12 protein-coding genes and 1 riboswitch are annotated in these 15801 nt (G+C 66.0%); of the genes, 9 read left to right on the top strand and 3 right to left on the bottom strand.

All coding sequences use genetic code 11. The features are described from left to right. Window positions 1–7: 7 nt before the first annotated feature. Complete coding sequence (locus AC3A4Z_RS20125; protein WP_498713724.1) at window positions 8–1036, bottom strand: nitrilase-related carbon-nitrogen hydrolase; 1029 nt, start codon at window positions 1034–1036, stop codon at window positions 8–10. A 214-nt stretch (window positions 1037–1250) separates the two neighbouring features. Between AC3A4Z_RS20125 and AC3A4Z_RS20120 the strand changes: the two genes are divergently transcribed. Further along, the gene (locus AC3A4Z_RS20120) at window positions 1251–1730 is read left to right on the top strand and encodes a Dps family protein (RefSeq protein WP_307279294.1); all 480 of its coding nucleotides are present in this window, start codon (window positions 1251–1253) and stop codon (window positions 1728–1730) included. Window positions 1731–1829: 99 nt separating this feature from the next. On the opposite strand, the gene AC3A4Z_RS20115 is transcribed toward AC3A4Z_RS20120, so the two are convergent. Beyond that, window positions 1830–3410, bottom strand: a complete 1581-nt coding sequence (locus AC3A4Z_RS20115) for an MFS transporter (protein ID WP_498713720.1) — start codon at window positions 3408–3410, stop codon at window positions 1830–1832. Between the two features lie 66 nt (window positions 3411–3476). Between AC3A4Z_RS20115 and AC3A4Z_RS20110 the strand changes: the two genes are divergently transcribed. From AC3A4Z_RS20110 to AC3A4Z_RS20090, 5 genes are all read left to right on the top strand, one after another. Further along, window positions 3477–4016: a TetR/AcrR family transcriptional regulator gene (locus tag AC3A4Z_RS20110; protein WP_498713718.1), complete on the top strand. Its 540-nt coding sequence runs from the start codon at window positions 3477–3479 to the stop codon at window positions 4014–4016. A 93-nt stretch (window positions 4017–4109) separates the two neighbouring features. Then, window positions 4110–4208: riboswitch (glycine riboswitch) on the top strand. Between the two features lie 179 nt (window positions 4209–4387). Then, entirely contained in the window at window positions 4388–7354 is a 2967-nt protein-coding gene (gene gcvP / locus AC3A4Z_RS20105) for an aminomethyl-transferring glycine dehydrogenase (protein ID WP_498713717.1), read from the top strand. 4 nt (window positions 7355–7358) lie between these two features. Further along, a complete protein-coding gene (gcvT, locus tag AC3A4Z_RS20100) occupies window positions 7359–8507 on the top strand; it encodes a glycine cleavage system aminomethyltransferase GcvT (RefSeq protein ID WP_498713715.1) in 1149 nt (382 codons plus the stop codon). A gap of 570 nt (window positions 8508–9077) precedes the next feature. Beyond that, on the top strand, window positions 9078–9461 hold the full coding sequence (gene gcvH, locus AC3A4Z_RS20095; RefSeq protein WP_498713713.1) for a glycine cleavage system protein GcvH: 384 nt from the start codon (window positions 9078–9080) through the stop codon (window positions 9459–9461). Window positions 9462–9504: 43 nt separating this feature from the next. Then, window positions 9505–10932 carry an L-serine ammonia-lyase gene (locus AC3A4Z_RS20090; RefSeq protein ID WP_498713711.1) on the top strand — a complete coding sequence of 476 codons (1428 nt, stop codon included), beginning with the start codon at window positions 9505–9507 and terminating at the stop codon, window positions 10930–10932. A 36-nt stretch (window positions 10933–10968) separates the two neighbouring features. Here the strand turns inward: AC3A4Z_RS20090 and AC3A4Z_RS20085 are convergent, their stop codons facing one another. Next, window positions 10969–11526: a TspO/MBR family protein gene (locus AC3A4Z_RS20085; protein WP_498713710.1), complete on the bottom strand. Its 558-nt coding sequence runs from the start codon at window positions 11524–11526 to the stop codon at window positions 10969–10971. Between the two features lie 126 nt (window positions 11527–11652). Between AC3A4Z_RS20085 and AC3A4Z_RS20080 the strand changes: the two genes are divergently transcribed. From AC3A4Z_RS20080 to AC3A4Z_RS20070, 3 genes are all read left to right on the top strand, one after another. Next, window positions 11653–12786, top strand: coding sequence for a lipid II:glycine glycyltransferase FemX (locus AC3A4Z_RS20080; RefSeq protein ID WP_498713709.1), 1134 nt, complete (start codon window positions 11653–11655; stop codon window positions 12784–12786). Between the two features lie 127 nt (window positions 12787–12913). Next, window positions 12914–14230 (top strand): peptidoglycan bridge formation glycyltransferase FemA/FemB family protein, encoded by a 1317-nt coding sequence (locus AC3A4Z_RS20075; protein WP_498713705.1) that lies wholly within the window; start codon window positions 12914–12916, stop codon window positions 14228–14230. A 55-nt stretch (window positions 14231–14285) separates the two neighbouring features. Further along, the gene (locus tag AC3A4Z_RS20070) at window positions 14286–15773 is read left to right on the top strand and encodes a threonine/serine exporter family protein (protein ID WP_493972081.1); all 1488 of its coding nucleotides are present in this window, start codon (window positions 14286–14288) and stop codon (window positions 15771–15773) included. The last annotated feature ends 28 nt before the right edge of the window (window positions 15774–15801 follow it).

Genomic DNA, 15801 nt, shown 5'->3' with positions numbered 1-15801 from the left:
GGGGCGGTCATGAGCAGGCCTCTGCGAAGCCGCGCTCGCCGCCCAGGAGTTCGTTTGGGCGCACGGGTTCGGTGAGCCGGGCGTAAGTGTCCGGGCGGCGGGTGGCCAGGAACGGGAACAGGGTCAGCCAGTCCTTCCGCTGGTCCAGGTCGAGGTCCGCCACGAGGACAGCGGACTCGTCCCGCGGCGCCTGGGCAAGGATTCGGCCGTACGGGTCGGAGATGAAGGAGGAGCCGTAGAAGTTCAGGGTCCCTTCGCTGCCCCAGCGGTTCGGGGCGATCATAAACAGGCCGTTGGCGATGCCGTTGCCCACGATGACCTGCTGCCACAGCGGCTGGGTGTCGAAGTCCGGGTGGTCCGGTTCGGAGCCGATAGCGGTGGGGTAAACCAGGATTTCCGCCCCGCCCAGGGAGTACAGCCGGGCAACCTCGGGGAACCATTCGTCCCAGCATGTGGGCATTCCCAGCCGGGCGCCGCCCAGTTCCGCGGGAGCGTGGACTTCGTAGGCGTCTGAGGCGGCGGGTCCCTGGCGGAAGAACTTGTCCTCGTAGTATCCGGCGGTGACGGGGATGTGGAGCTTGTGCGTCCGGGCCAGGAGCTCTCCTTCAGGGGAGACCAGGATGGCGGTGTTCAAGCCCAGGCCGTCGTCCGTGCCGTCCGGATCCGCGGCACGCTGGTACAGGGATGCATGTACGGACACCCCATGGCGGCGGGCAGCTTCGGCGGCGAAGCGGAAGGTGGGACCGGTGAGCAGGTCTTCTGCGGTGTCCGAGGGCCGGGTCCGGGTGGGCCCCTCGGACGGGTCGTTGTGAGGGCGGGTGTCTGCCGGGTAGCGCGAAAGCGTCAGCTCCGGCAGGAAGACCACGGAGGCTCCCAGCCGGGCGGCCCGGCCGATGCCCTCGTCCAGTTCGGCCTCGACGGCGGCGGCGTCCGCTTGCCACCGGTGCTGGACCACGCCGACCCGCAGGGCGGGCCGGGTGGACGGCGTTGTCCGGGCCAGGGAAGCGGGTGCGCCGAGGCAGGAAATTTCAATCATGTTTGCTACTCCAGTGAGACGGTGGTCACTAAATGAATGACGTTCATTTAGTATGAGGTGCGACGGGCGCGGATGCAAGGGGAAATATGAATCCCGTTCTTTTGTGTCGGTCGATGCGGAATTAGTAAGCTCACTGAGAAATTGCCGCACGCCCCTCTGTTGCAGGGTGTCGGGCTGGTAGCGTCGGGATTACTGGACCAATCGAGGAGGATGCATGAAAGCTTCACCGACACTGACCAACAACCTGCAGGCTGTGCTCGCGGACCTGATCGAACTGCACATCCAGGGCAAGCAGGCCCACTGGAACATCGTGGGAACCAACTTCCGTGACCTCCACCTGCAGCTGGATGAGATCGTGGACGCTGCCCGCCAGTTCGCAGACGACGCTGCCGAGCGGATGCGGGCACTGCACGCCCTGCCGGACGGGCGCAGCTCCACCGTGGCTGAATCCACCAGCCTCGCTCCTTTTCCCGAGGGGCTCATCAGTACCAAGGACGCGATCGAGCGCATTGTTGCCGCCCTTGAGGCTGCGGTAGGCACCATGCGCAAGGTCCATGACGAGGTGGATGAGGAAGACCCCACCACCGCGGATCTCCTGCACGAATTCATTGCCAAACTCGAGCAGTTCGCATGGATGGTCAATGCCGAGACCATGAAGGCCACCGCGAGCGTCACCGCCCCCGACGCGAAGTAGCCCGTTCCGGCACACGTCACCAGCCAGCGCCCGGCTCCGGACTTCTGTCCGGAGCCGGGCGCTGCGTTGTGCCGGGAAGCATTCAGGCGGCGCGCTGCCCTATCCGGCCTTGGGCACTTTCCGCAGGACGACGGCGGCAAGTACTGCCGCCGTCGCCATCAGTACCAGCCCGATCGCCGCAGTGACGTGCACCCCCGAATCGAAGGCTGAGCCGGCAGCCTGCCGGACGGCGTCCGCCAGGGGAGCAGGCAGCCCCGCTGCCAGCTCCATGGCTCCGGCCAGGGTCTCGCCGGCATGGGCGGTGCCGGCGCCGCCGGCAGCTTCCGCGACGCCGGCCGGCAGGTGCAGGTTGTGCTGGTAGGAGGCCGTGAGGATCGAACCCAGCACGGCGGTGCCCAGCAGGGCGCCCACCTCGTACCCCGTCTCGGAGATGGCCGACGCCGCACCGGATTTTTCCGCCGGCACGCTGCCCAGGATGAGGTCATTGGAGATGGTTTCCGCCGTCCCCACGCCCAGCGCCAGGACCAGCAGCGCTGCGAGCAGGAGCGCCGGCCCGTTGGAATGGCTGCCGAACGTCACCAGGCTGTACCCGGTGGCGCTCATGCCGAGTCCGGCGCCCACCACGAAACCGGGGCGGATCTTCCGGACCAGCGGCACCACGGCCAGGCCCGCCGCCACAGTGGCGACCAGGGCTGGAATCATGGCCATTCCTGCCGCCGAAGGGGACATGCCCTCAAGGAGTTGCAGGTGCTGGGCCAGGAAGAGGATAAAGCCGTTGAAGGAGAACAGGGCCAGGACGTTCGCCGTGATGGCCATGCTGAACACCTGGTTGCGGAACAGGGACATGTCCAGCAGGGGGCTGTCCAGCCGGTGCTGGCGGCGGACAAAGGCAGCGCCCATGGCCAGCCCGAAAGCTATGCTTCCCAGTGCCAGCGGGCCCGGGCCTTCGGTGGCGTATCCCTTGATGCCATACACCAGCGGCACCATGGTCAGGAGTGAGAGCAGGATGCTCGGCGCATCCGCCCTGCCCGGCGAGGGGTCGCGGGATTCCGGAATGAACGCCGGGCCGAAGGCCAGCAGCGGCAGCATGATGGGCACCGCCACCAGGAAAACCGCTCCCCACCAGAACTGTTCCACCAGCCAGCCGCCGAAGATCGGACCCAGGGCGGCGCCGCCGGAGAACCCGGCGGCCCAGATGGCGATGGCCAGCCGGCGGCGGTTGGGGTCCGGGAAGATGTTGCGGATCAGGGACAGCGTGGAGGGCATCAGCATCGCGCCGAAAAGGCCCAGGGCGGCGCGGCCGGCTATCAGCCAGCTGGAGCCGGGGGCGAAGGCCGTTGCGGCTGACACTGCCGCGAAGCCGATGCTGCCGATGATCAGCAGCCGTCGCCGTCCGATCCGGTCACCCAGGCTTCCCATGGCCACGAGCAGCCCCGCCAGTACCAGCGGGTAGGCGTCCACGATCCAGAGCAGTTCGACGCCTGAGGTGTCCAGGGCGCGGGCAATTGCGGGCAGCGCAAACGTCAGTGCGGTGTTGTCGACGGCGACGAGGAGGACCGGGAACATCAGCAGTCCCAGCGCGAGCCAGTCCCGCCGGGTACCTCGTCGCCGAGCCGCCGGCTGATTCGCTGCGGCGTTCAGGCGGGTGCGGTCTTGCTGGGGTGCGGAGGGAGCGGTCATAAGTTAACTATACCGTCCGGACGGTACAGTTAAGAAACTCCGACGCGACAATGCATGATTGGAACCATGGCCAGAAAACCCGTGGCACGGGATGCAGTGCTCGATGCCTTTGAAGAACTCCTCATCGACGTGGGGGAACGTGCCGCCACCCTGGATGCGGTGGCGAAACGGGCAGGCGTTTCCAAGGGCGGGCTGCTATACCACTTTCCGAACAAGGAAACGCTGATCGCGGCCACCCTGGAGCGGCTGGACCGCCTGGCGGGGGAGGACCTCGATGCAATGGCGGCGGCGCCCGAAGGCGCTGCTGCCTATTTCATCCGGTCATCGCTCTGGTCGGACACCCCCATGGACAGGTCCTTCGTTGCCGCGACGCGCCTCGCCGAAGTGGCGCACGAGGAAGCCCGGCGCCGCTTCGCCGCCATCCAGCAGCAGTGGCTGGAGCTCATCGGCAAGGATGTGGGCCCGGCCATGGCGAAAGCTGTGCTCTACATGGGGGACGGGCTGTACTTCAACGCCATGTGGGAGAGCGGCCCGTCCGGAAATGCCGGAAACCGGGAAGCGGATGTAAACGAACTGCTGGCGGCCGTGGAACGGCTGCGGGGCTAGCCGTTCATTTGCCCCGGGGACGGCGGCATAGGAGAATTGGTGCATGCGCCGGCCCTTGCGGCCGCCATCAAAAACAACTAATTGAATAGCCTTTGATCTGCGGCGGGAGAGTTCTGCCAGAAGGTACAAGCAGGCGCCGTAGGAGCAATACCTCCCCAGGAATCTCACAGGCCCATGTACCGCCGCGGCGAGGCACCTCTGGAAAGCAGCACGCTGTCCGCCTGGCCATCCCGTACCGGACGCCTGGACTGCCGTGCTCACCGACGGTGCAAGCGGGGCCTGCGGAAAGCGGGCAACGCGGAAACTCTCAGGTCCAGTTACAGAGCGGGGAGGACCCGAATCGATGTGGCGTACCCTGCGCCGCCTTATGTATGGAGTTCCTCGTGACTGCTATTCCGGCCTCCGCCTCCCCAGCCTCCGCCATCGCGGCCTCTGCCTCCCCAGCCGCCGCCATTCCGGCCACCGCCGCCACTGCTCCGGCTGCCACGTTCGTTGACCGGCACATCGGTGCCCGGCGGCAGGCCGACGTCGACACCATGCTCAAGGCCGTGGGTTACGACACGGTGGACGCGCTGGTTGACACCGCCGTTCCCAAGGACATCCGCCAGGACTCGGCACTGGAACTGGCCGGCGCCCTGAGCGAGGTGGAGGCGCTCGCTGAACTGCGCCGGCTCGCCGCGAAGAACAAGACCGCTGTGCAGATGATCGGCCAGGGCTACTACGACACCGTGACGCCCCCGGTGATCCGCCGCAACATCCTTGAGGGCCCCGCCTGGTACACCGCGTACACGCCCTACCAGCCGGAAATCTCGCAGGGCCGGCTAGAGGCGCTGCTGAACTTCCAGACCATGGTCCAGGACCTGGTGGGACTGCCCATCGCCAATGCTTCCCTGCTGGACGAAGCCACTGCCGTGGCCGAGGCCGTGCTCATGATGCGCCGCGCGAATAAGAACAAGGATGCCCGGGACGGCAAGACGGTGTTGGACGCCGACTGCCTGCCGCAGACCATCGCCATCGTCAAGGGCCGCGCCGAGGCGCTCGGCTTTGAGGTGGAGGTTGCCGACCTCGCTAAGGGACTGCCCGACGGCGCCATCAACGGCGTCGTCCTCCAGCAGCCCGGCGCCTCCGGCCGGGTCTTCGACCACACCGCCGTCATCGCTGAGGCGAAGGAACGCGGTGCCCTGGTCACAGTTGCCGCCGACCTCCTGGCCCTCACCCTCATCACACCTCCCGGTGAGCAGGGCGCGGACATCGCTGTCGGCTCAGCCCAGCGCTTCGGCGTGCCGCTGTTCTACGGTGGCCCGCACGCCGCCTACATGGCGGTCCAGAAGGGCCTGGAGCGCTCCATGCCCGGCCGCCTGGTGGGCGTCTCCAAGGACAACGCCGGCGTACCTGCCTACCGTCTGGCCCTGCAGACGCGCGAGCAGCACATCCGCCGCGAGAAGGCCACGTCCAACATTTGCACGGCCCAGGCGCTGCTGGCCATCGTGGCCTCCATGTACGCGGTGTACCACGGCCCGGAAGGCCTGAAGGCAATCGCCCGGTCCGCCCACACGCACGCCACGACCCTCGCGGCTTCCCTCAAGGCCGCCGGACTCGACGTGCTGCACACCAGCTTCTTCGACACTGTCACGGTCTCCGTTCCAGGCAAGGCCGCGGGCATTGTCGCCGCCGCCGAGGCCAGGGGCATCAACCTGCGCAGCATTGACGCGGACACGGTGGGCTTTTCCACTGATGAAACCACGACGCCGGCAATTGTCGACGCCGTCCTCGAAGCCTTTGATGCCGGGCGGGTTCAGGTGACGGACGGTTTTGCCCTGGACGCCGCCGTCGAACGTTCCTCGGACTTCCTGCAGCACCCGGTGTTCAATACGCACCGTTCCGAAACGCAGCTGCTGCGCTACATCCGGAAGCTCAGCGACCGTGACCTGGCGCTGGACCGCACCATGATCCCGCTGGGTTCCTGCACCATGAAGCTGAACGCCACGGCCGAGATGGAAGCCATTTCCTGGCCCGAGTTCGCCTCCATCCACCCGTTCGCCCCGGACTCCCAGACCGAAGGCTGGCGCGAGCTGATCGCGGACCTGGAAGCACAGCTGACCGAGATCACCGGGTACGACCAGGTATCCATCCAGCCCAACGCAGGCTCCCAGGGCGAACTCGCCGGCCTGCTGGCCATCCGCGGCTACCACCACTCCCGGGGCGACCAGCAGCGCAACGTGTGCCTCATCCCGGCGTCGGCACACGGCACGAACGCCGCGTCGGCTGTGCTCGCGGGCATGAAGGTTGTTGTGGTGGCCACGGCGCCGGACGGCACTATCGACCACGCCGATCTGTACTCCAAGATCGAGGCCCACAAAGACGCCCTGTCCTGCATCATGATCACCTACCCGTCCACCCACGGTGTCTACGACGCTGACGTCCGCGAAGTCTGCGACGCTGTTCACGCGGCCGGCGGCCAGGTGTACATTGACGGGGCGAATCTGAACGCCCTGGTCGGTTTGGCACAGCCGGGCAAGTTTGGCGGCGACGTGTCCCACCTGAACCTGCACAAGACCTTCTGCATCCCGCATGGCGGCGGCGGACCCGGCGTCGGCCCCGTTGCTGCCAAGGCACACCTCGCACCGTTTATGCCCGGCAATGCGGCCACGTGGACGGAAGGCAACGACGTCCCGATTTCCGCATCCAAGTACGGCTCCGCTGGCGTGCTGCCCATCTCCTGGGCCTACGTGAAGCTGATGGGCGGCCAGGGCCTCACCGAGGCCACCAAGTCCGCTCTGCTCGCCGCGAACTACGTCGCCGCCCGGCTGAACGACTTCTTCCCGGTCCTCTACACCGGTGAAGGCGGCCTGGTAGCGCACGAATGCATCCTGGACCTGCGCGAGCTGACGGCCAAGACCGGCGTCACGGCGGAGGACGTGGCCAAGCGCCTTATCGACTACGGCTTCCACGCCCCCACCCTGGCGTTCCCGGTGGCGGGGACCCTGATGGTGGAACCCACCGAATCCGAGGACCTCGGCGAGATCGACCGCTTCATCGAGGCCATGATCTCCATCCGCGCCGAAATCGACCAGGTGGCTCACGGCGACTTCTCCGTGGCGGACAGCCCGCTGCGCAACGCCCCGCACACCGCGGCCGCCGCCATCAGCAGCGACTGGGACCGTGCCTACCCGCGCGAACAGGCAGTGTTCCCGGTGAAGTCGCTCAAGCAGGACAAGTACTTCCCGCCGGTGGGCCGCATCGACGGCGCGGCAGGGGACCGGAACCTGATCTGCTCCTGCCCGCCGCTTTCCGAGTTCGAGGATTCGACAAGCTCAACCACTGGCTCGGAAGGCTGACCGCATGCCTGGCAAGTACACCGCTCTTTACGAGGAGCACAAGAAACTGGGTGCCTCCTTTACCGACTTCGGCGGCTGGCAGATGCCACTGAAATACAGCTCCGAGCTCGCCGAGCACCATGCCGTCCGCAGGAGTGCCGGGCTGTTCGACCTCTCCCACATGGGCGAGGTCTGGGTGACCGGGCCGGACGCGGCTGCCTTCCTGGACTACGCGCTGGTGGGAAAGATTTCCGCCATGCCAGTGGGCAAGGCGAAGTACTCGCTGATCTGCAACGAGGACGGCGGCATCATCGATGACCTCATCACGTACCGCCGGCCCGTGGCTGCTGACGGCACGGACGTCTTCCTGGTGGTTCCCAACGCCGGCAACGCCTCCGTAGTGGCTGGCGAACTGGCCAAGCGCGCCGCCGCCTTCGACGTCCAGGTCAACGACGCCTCGGCCGCCACCTCACTCATCGCCGTCCAGGGCCCGAAGGCGCAGGAGCTGCTGCTCCGCCTGGTCCCGGCCGCGCGGCACAGCCTGGTGACGGAGCTGAAGTACTACGCCGCCGTGGAGGTTCCGTTCCTCGTGGGCGGCGCCGGACTGGACTTGCTGCTTGCCCGCACCGGCTACACGGGCGAGGACGGGTTTGAGATCTTTGTGTCCAACGACGACGCCCCCGGCCTGTGGCAGGCGCTCGTCGCGATCGCCGAGGACGGGGAGCTCACGCCGGCAGGCTTGGCCTCCCGCGACTCCCTCCGTCTCGAAGCGGGGATGCCCCTGTACGGCAACGAGCTGTCTTTGCAGGGCGACCCCTTCGCGGCAGGCCTGGGTGCCGTCGTCGGGCTGTCCAAGGAAGGCGACTTCGTGGGCAAGGCCGCACTCGCGGCCAAAAGGGAAGCCGGCGCAGGCAGCACTGCCGGACGCAGGCTCGTCGGGCTCAAGGGCTTGGGCCGCCGCGCCGGCCGCGCCCACTACCCGGTCCTCAAGGACGGCAACGTCGTCGGCGAAATCACCTCCGGCCAGCCCTCGCCCACCCTTGGCTACCCCGTGGCCATGGCATACGTCGACGTGGAGTTCACCGAACCCGGCACGGCACTGGACGTTGATCTCCGCGGCAAGGCAGAGCCTTTCGAAGTCGTCGACCTCCCGTTCTACAAGCGCTCCAGGTAAGCACCTCTTTGGTTCCGTCCGGTCCCGCCGGACCGGACTTTTCACGCGTGCTTATTTGGGTGCCTGGCTGTGGTCGCCTTTGGCCCGTCGGGTCCGGCCTCCTCTGCGTGCTCGGTCGCGAAGACGCCCGCTGCGCGGACGTGACGCTCCCTTAGACGCACGCTGCCGGAGGCCGCACCCGAAGGGGCCGCGGACCTCACCTACGCGGGCTGGTTGAGCCTGTCAGGAGTCGGTGTCGACTAGCGGGCTCCGGCCACCAATCGTTAGTTGAGCCTGTCGAAACCCGGGGGACGCTCGACTCACCAACTTGGGCGGTCGAATCCCTCGAATTGTCGGGTTGCCGCTCCGGTCCGGTGGTTGTGCTTGTTAGGACCGGAGCCTGCGGCACTCAGGTGACGTGGTTTTCCTACATGGAACTGAAGGCCTCGAAAACTAAACCTGCTTTGGCGGCTGTGGGGATTTCGGAAGCGTACGTCAGAGGCGAGGAACGAGCCAGTACGCGGAGGAATCCCCACAGCCGCACCCAACCCAGCCACAAGAGTTTCGAACAAACAAGCAAAGGAAAAACACATGGCAAAAGTTGCCGCAGACTTGCAGTACTCCGACGAGCACGAGTGGGTGGCCCGGGAGGGTGGGAACCTGGTTTCGATCGGGATTTCCGCTGTCGCTACGGAGGCCCTCGGCGACATCGTGTACGTGGACCTGCCCGAGGTGGGCGCTGCCGTGACGGCAGGGGAGACCTGTGGCGAGGTGGAATCTACGAAGTCGGTCTCCGATTTGTACTCGCCAGTGACGGGTGAGGTGGTGGAGATCAATACTGGAGTTGTGGATGATCCCGCCCTGATCAACAACGATCCCTATGGAGCCGGCTGGCTCTTCAAGGTAGCTGCCGAGTCTGAAGGACCCCTGCTGTCGGCGCAGGAGTACGCGTCCAAAAACGGCGGGGACCTCTAACCCCCGTCGAGCAGCACCAAACCTCTATTAAGGATTTACGCACATGGCTGTTGGTGTCTTTGATCTCTTCTCCATCGGGATCGGGCCTTCAAGTTCCCACACCGTCGGGCCGATGCGGGCTGCTGCTGTCTTCGCCGAGGAGCTGAAGTCCTCCGGAGCCCTGGACCGTGTGGCGTCGCTGCGGGTGGACCTTTATGGTTCCCTTGCAGCGACGGGCTATGGGCACGGCACCATGACCGCGGTCCTGCTGGGGCTGGAGGGCTTCCATCCGGAGCTGATCCTGCCGGACGAGGTGGAGGAACGGCTGGCCGCTATCGCCGAAACCGGGATCCTAAAACTGGCCGGTGAGGTGCCCCTGCCGTACGGGGTGAAGGACATGGTGCTGCGGCCGCTGACCATTCTCCCGCGGCACACCAACGGCATGACGTTTACCATCTTTGATGCGGAGGACGAGATCCTCCACACCGCCACGTTCTTTTCTGTGGGTGGCGGGTTCATCGTCCGTGAGGGCGAGGAAGATGCGGCGCAGCAGCAGTTGGAGGAGTCCAAGAAGGAACTGCCGCTGCCCTTCCGCACCGCCGCTGAACTCCTGGGCCGCTGCCAGTCCAAGGGCCTCTCGATCGCCGACATCATGCTGGTCAATGAGAAAGCCTCCCGGTCCGAGAAGGAGATCCGCGAGGGCCTGCTGCATATCTGGTCGGTGATGGAGGAGTGCGTGGCCACCAGCCTGAAGCGCGAAGGTGTGCTGCCTGGGGGACTGAAGGTCCGTCGTCGGGCGCCTGACTGGTATGACCGGTTGAAGAAGGAAAGTTCACGGCCGGACGGCGAGGGCCAGGATGAGGACTTCTATGACCAGAAGTATTGGCAGGAGTGGGTTAACTTGATCGCCCTGGCGGTCAATGAGGAGAACGCCTCCGGCGGGCGGGTGGTCACTGCCCCCACGAACGGGGCGGCCGGGATCATCCCGGCGGTGCTGTTTTACGCTTTGCATTTCGCGCCGGGGATGGAGAACGCCTCGCAGGAGGACCGCGACGACGTGGTGGTGAAGTTCCTGCTCGCTGCCGGGGCTGTGGGGGTGCTGTACAAGGAGCAGGCGTCCATTTCCGGGGCTGAGGTGGGCTGCCAGGGCGAGGTGGGCTCGGCGTCGTCCATGGCGGCGGCAGGCCTGGCCGAGGTGATGGGCGGGACCCCGGCCCAGGTGGAGAACGCGGCAGAGATCGCGATGGAACACAACCTGGGCCTGACCTGCGACCCGATCGGCGGCCTGGTGCAGGTGCCCTGCATTGAACGGAACGCGATCGCCGCGGCGAAGGCGATCAACGCCGCGAAGATGGCGCTGTGGGGCGACGGTTCGCACCGGGTCTCGCTGGATGAGGTCATTGTGACCATGCGCGAGACCGGCAAGGACATGAGCTCCAAATACAAGGAAACGGCCATGGGCGGCCTCGCCGTCAACGTCGCGGTGTGCTGACGCCGCCCGCCGCAACCGGGGCAGCGGTGATGCCCGTCAGTTGTTGAGGGCTGCCCATCCGTTCAGTGTTGCGGCGAACACCAGCCAGGACACGTACGGCAGGAGAAGCAGGCCTGCGGTGCGGCTGATGGGGCCGAAGGACACCACCGTCACCGCGACGGCCACGATCAGGGCAATGATGATGGCCAGCGCCAGCCACAGTGCAGTCCCGCCGATGGAGGGGTAGAGGCCGAAGAACACCGGGGTCCAGGCAAGGTTCAGGGCAAGCTGGACGCCGTAAACCTTCAAGGCGCGCGGCGTACCCGGTGCCCGCTTCCGCCACACCAGCCAGGCCGCTGCGGCCATCGCCGTGTACAGGAAAGTCCACACCGGGCCGAAAATGCCGTTGGGCGGTGACCAGGGCGCCTTGTCGGCAGTGGCGTACCAGCCGTCCACATTGTTGAAGGTGGCGAGGGACCCGAGGCCCGCGACCAGAAATGATGCGGCCAGGAAGGCCCCCAACGCCAGGACCTGCCTGCCGGTGCCCGGCCGTTCCGCACTCTTCCCCGCGCTTCCCTCCAGGGAAGGGTCCAACTGTCCGGGATACGGCTGCATGCCTCCACCCTTGCCAAGACCCTTCCGGGAGTCAAGGCGACAGACCCGTCGGCAGCACGGGCGGAAGGGCTCCGGCACGCCCTCCTGAAAAGCCCCGGTGCCGCCAGGCTTTAGACTTGAGGCTGCATGTCCGCACGCAGCCACGAGTACAGAACCGCGCACAACCCCCGATTGGACACGGCCCCTTTGCGAGAATTCACCGCACGTTTTGCCACAGCCGAGGAAATTGAAAACTGGGACAAGCACGTCACGGCCAACCCGAACGGCGGCAACATGCTGCAGTCCGCCGCGTACGCGACGGTAAAAAACGGCGCCGGCTGGAAAGTCCGGTTCCTGGTGCTGGAAAGCCCCGGCTCTGCCAGCTACAACCTGGTGCTGGAGAAAGAGTTCCCGGTCATGGGCCGGCTCTGGTACCTCATCAAAGGCCCGGACCTGGCAGCTGCCGAGGACCTGAAAGCCGCACTCGAAGCCTGCGCAGCCTTTGTCCGCGGCAGGAAACTCAACGTCTTCACCATCAAGATCGAACCGGACATTGTGGACTCCGCCGATGCCCAGGTGCACCTGGCCGCCGCCGGGCTGGTGAAGGCACCCAATATCCAGTCCAACGACTCCACCGCGTTGCTGGACATTTCCGGCCCCGAAGAAACAGTCTTCAAAGCAATTTCCTCCCGGGCCCGCAACGCCATCCGGCGCGCCGAACGGGAAGGCTGCGAGGTGCTCCGGAAAGAACCCGGCCCGGAAACCTACCGCGCGCTCTACGACCTCATGGCGGACACGGTGAAAGCCAAGGGCTCCATGCCCCTCCGCAGCTACGAGTACTACGCCGCCTTCTGGGATGAGTTCTGCAACCGCGGCCAGGGCAACTTCTTCTTCGTCTACGAGGACGGCAAACCCAGCGTGGGCGCGTTTGTCATCAACTACGGCGCCAAGGCAACGTACAAGGACGGCGGTTCCACCCAGAACCGCAAGCAGTACGGCGATTCGCACCTGGTCCAGTGGGCAGCCATCCGGCGGATGCAGGAACTGGGCTGCACCGAATATGATTTCTGCGGCACACCGCCCGCCGCCAGGATCAAGGACAAGAGCCACAACCTGTACGGCATGGGGATGTTCAAGACCAGTTTCACCAAAACCGTCACGGACTTTGTAGGCTGCCACGACTACATCCTTTCCCCGCTCCGCCACCGCCTCTGGGTCAACGGTGCAGAAAAGGTCTTCCGCCGGATTGAAACAGCGCGGACCGGCCAGCAGTTCTACTGACCTCAACCCTGGCGCAGGCTTGGCCCGAAGGCTGAACCGGCGCGGTGTAAACCAGAGCCGCGCCCCAACACCCGTCCCTGATCCAGCGGCTTACCTGTTGGCCGCACACCGTGAATAAGGAAACCCCTTGAATCCAGTCACCACCGGCACCGATCTTGAATTTGCCATCCTCAGCGACTCAGAGTTCGAGGCCTTTGCGGTCAAACACCCGCAGAACAGCTTCCTCCAGTCCGTTGACTTCGCCCGTTTCCAGCGCGCCCGCGGCCAGCAGGTGGAGCTTTTCGGCATCCGCCGCGGCGGCGAACTGGTGGCTGCCGGGAAGCTGAACTACACCACCACCCGCCTGGGTTACACGGTGTGTGAATGCGCCAAGGGCCCCCTGATGGACTATGCGGACCTCGAGCTGGTGCGCGACGTCGTCGGACTCCTCCGCCGGCGCGCGGCCGAACGCAAAGCTGCGGAGCTCCGGATTTCGCCCAACCTCAGGTACATCGCCCGCGACGCTGACGGCGCTGAACACCCCGAAGTTGAGGACAACCGCCCGCTGGTGGCGCGGCTGTCCGGGCTGGGGTTCCAGCACCAGGGACTGGACATGAACTTCGTCAACGTGAACTGGATGTTCATCAAGAGCCTGGAAGGCATCAAGGACGCCGAAGAGCTCATCATGGGCACCAGCTACCGGACCCGGAAGGCCATCCGGAAAGCGGAGAAAAACGGCGTCTTCCTGGAACAGGCCACGCTGGAAACCCTGGACGAGTTCTACGGCGCCCTGAGCAAGGCCGGGGACGAAAAGGGATTCGTCTACCGCGAACGCGCCTACTACGAGCACCTGCTCCGGACCACCTCCCCGGAGTTCACCAAACTCATGATGGCCAAGATCGATATCCCGGCCTACCGGAAGTCCATCACGGAGCGGATGGCCGCGGAATCGGCCACCGCGGCGGAGCTGCGCCGTGAGGTGGAAGAGACCGGCAGCAAGAAAAAGGCCAACCGGCTCAAGGTGGTCCAGGACCTCGTGGACAGCTACGAGCGGAGCCTGAAGGACATCGAGCGGTTCCCGGACTCCGTGGGTGTTGCCACAGTGGCCGCCATCCACTTTGTCTGCTACGGGGACGAGGTGGTGTGCGTCATCGGCGGCACCGTGCAGGACTACATCTACTTCAACGGTGCCACGTCCCTGTACTGGGGCATGATGCTGCACGCGCTGGAAAAGGGGTACCCGCGGTACAACTTCTACGGAACGTTCGGCATCTCCGGGCAGGACGAGGAAGGCCATGGCGGCTACGAGTTCAAGAAGGGCTTTGGCGGAGAGGTGGTCCAGCTGGTGGGTGACTTCGTGATGCCGGTCCGGCCCGCCGTCTTCCACGCCAACCGCCTGGCCCGGGCTGCGGTGGCCGCAGCCCGCACAGTGTTGGGCAAGCTGCCCCTCAGGCGTTCCGCCTGAAAGACTGGCCACAACACCGCACTGGGACACAGCACCGCACTGGGAGGAGGCAACCATGACTGACCGGCCGGAGTACCCCGGGCGCAGGCCGCAGACCGACGGCCTGCCCAAGACCGAACCACTGACCCCCTCCCAGGTGCGCCAGAACGCCGCCGCGAAAAGAATGCTGCGGCGCCTGGTCCAGGGCGAAAGCCCGCCCACCGCCCCCTTGAGCATCGTGGACCGCCTTACCGGCAGCCCGTACGCGAATCCGATGATCCAGGTGGGCGGCGTTGACACCTCTGCCCGGAAGACGCTCGACTTCGTCCTGCACCTGGCCGAGACCATGTTCCGGTACGGGGCCGGTGCGCTGGAGGTGGAAACCAGCATCATCGCCGTAACGGCGGCGCTGGGACTGAAGAACATCGAAGTGGACATCACCAACCAGTCCGTCGGCATCAACTACGCTCCCAAGGACCAGACACCCATCGCGCTGCTGCGCGTGGTCCGCTCCTGGACCAACAACTACGCGGGCCTGGCCAAGGTCCACCAGCTCGTCACGGACATCGTGGCCGGGGGAGTGGGCCGTGACGAGGCCATCCGCCGGCTGGATGAGGCCATCACCAGCCCCAAGCCGTTCCCGCGGTGGCTGGTCACGGTGGCGTTCGGGACCTTTGCAGCCGTTTTTGTGGGCGTCCTGGGCGGCGGACCGGTGTCCTCGGCCATCGCGTTTGCGGCCAACATCGGCATCAGCCTGCTGGCCCGCCAACTGGGCCGGTGGCGGGTGCCGGACTTCTTCATCACCGCCAGCTGTTCGTTTGTGGTGACACAGCTGGCGCTGGTGCTGTGGCAGTTCGGGCTGACAACATCGCCGGCCATCGTGGTGGTGGGCGGCATCCTCCTGCTCCTGCCCACGGGACGCCTCGTCTCCTCCGTGCAGGATGCAATCAACGGCTTCCCCGTCACCGCTGCGGGCCGGTTCCTGTCAACGCTGCTGACGTTCGGCGCCATCGTGGCGGGCATCGCCGTCGCCTTTGTGGTGGGGGAGCTGACGGGCATGCAGCGGATCGACGTCACGGAGACGTTCCCGCCTGCCTACGACCTCTGGGTCCTGGTGCTCTTCGTGGCGGTGGCCGTGATGGCCATCGGGATTACGGAACAGACCACCTGGAAGCTGCTGCTGCCCACGGCGGGGGTGGGAGTGGCCGGCTACTTCGTCCTGCTCGCAGCGAACCAGCTGGGGGTCGGAGACCGGTTCTCGCCCGCACTCGCCGCCGTGGTGATCGGCTTGCTGGCCCGTGTGGTTGCCCTGCGGATGGGTGCGCCGCAGCTTGTGGTGGCTGTGCCGGCAGCTCTGATCCTGCTGCCGGGCCTGACGATCTTCCGGTCCATGTACGTGCTCACCATCGAAGAAGCCGAGATCCTCCTCGGCGCCGGCGGGATGCTCAACGCCGGAGCCATCGTCCTCGGAACGGCCGGCGGGATCGTCCTGGGGGACACCCTTGCGCGGCCGCTGACCAGGAGCCTGGCAAGCAACGAGCGGCGCCGCGCCCGCCGCCGCTGACCGCCGGACGGCGGCTACCTGCCCGGCA

The sequence above is a fragment of the Arthrobacter sp. Soil_C_49 genome (genome assembly GCF_057656635.1).
Note: the sequence above shows the minus strand (reverse complement) of the source record. Positions and strands in the feature narration are given on the sequence as shown.

Excerpts from the sequence above, each read along its gene's own strand:
- AC3A4Z_RS20125 (WP_498713724.1), bottom strand. The coding sequence starts at position 1,036 with ATGATTGAAATTTCCTGCCTCGGCGCACCCGCTTCCCTGGCCCGGACA.
- AC3A4Z_RS20120 (WP_307279294.1), top strand. The coding sequence starts at position 1,251 with ATGAAAGCTTCACCGACACTGACCAACAACCTGCAGGCTGTGCTCGCG.
- AC3A4Z_RS20115 (WP_498713720.1), bottom strand. The coding sequence starts at position 3,410 with ATGACCGCTCCCTCCGCACCCCAGCAAGACCGCACCCGCCTGAACGCC.
- AC3A4Z_RS20110 (WP_498713718.1), top strand. The coding sequence starts at position 3,477 with ATGGCCAGAAAACCCGTGGCACGGGATGCAGTGCTCGATGCCTTTGAA.
- gcvP (WP_498713717.1), top strand. The coding sequence starts at position 4,388 with ATGGAGTTCCTCGTGACTGCTATTCCGGCCTCCGCCTCCCCAGCCTCC.
- gcvT (WP_498713715.1), top strand. The coding sequence starts at position 7,359 with ATGCCTGGCAAGTACACCGCTCTTTACGAGGAGCACAAGAAACTGGGT.
- gcvH (WP_498713713.1), top strand. The coding sequence starts at position 9,078 with ATGGCAAAAGTTGCCGCAGACTTGCAGTACTCCGACGAGCACGAGTGG.
- AC3A4Z_RS20090 (WP_498713711.1), top strand. The coding sequence starts at position 9,505 with ATGGCTGTTGGTGTCTTTGATCTCTTCTCCATCGGGATCGGGCCTTCA.
- AC3A4Z_RS20085 (WP_498713710.1), bottom strand. The coding sequence starts at position 11,526 with ATGCAGCCGTATCCCGGACAGTTGGACCCTTCCCTGGAGGGAAGCGCG.
- AC3A4Z_RS20080 (WP_498713709.1), top strand. The coding sequence starts at position 11,653 with ATGTCCGCACGCAGCCACGAGTACAGAACCGCGCACAACCCCCGATTG.
- AC3A4Z_RS20070 (WP_493972081.1), top strand. The coding sequence starts at position 14,286 with ATGACTGACCGGCCGGAGTACCCCGGGCGCAGGCCGCAGACCGACGGC.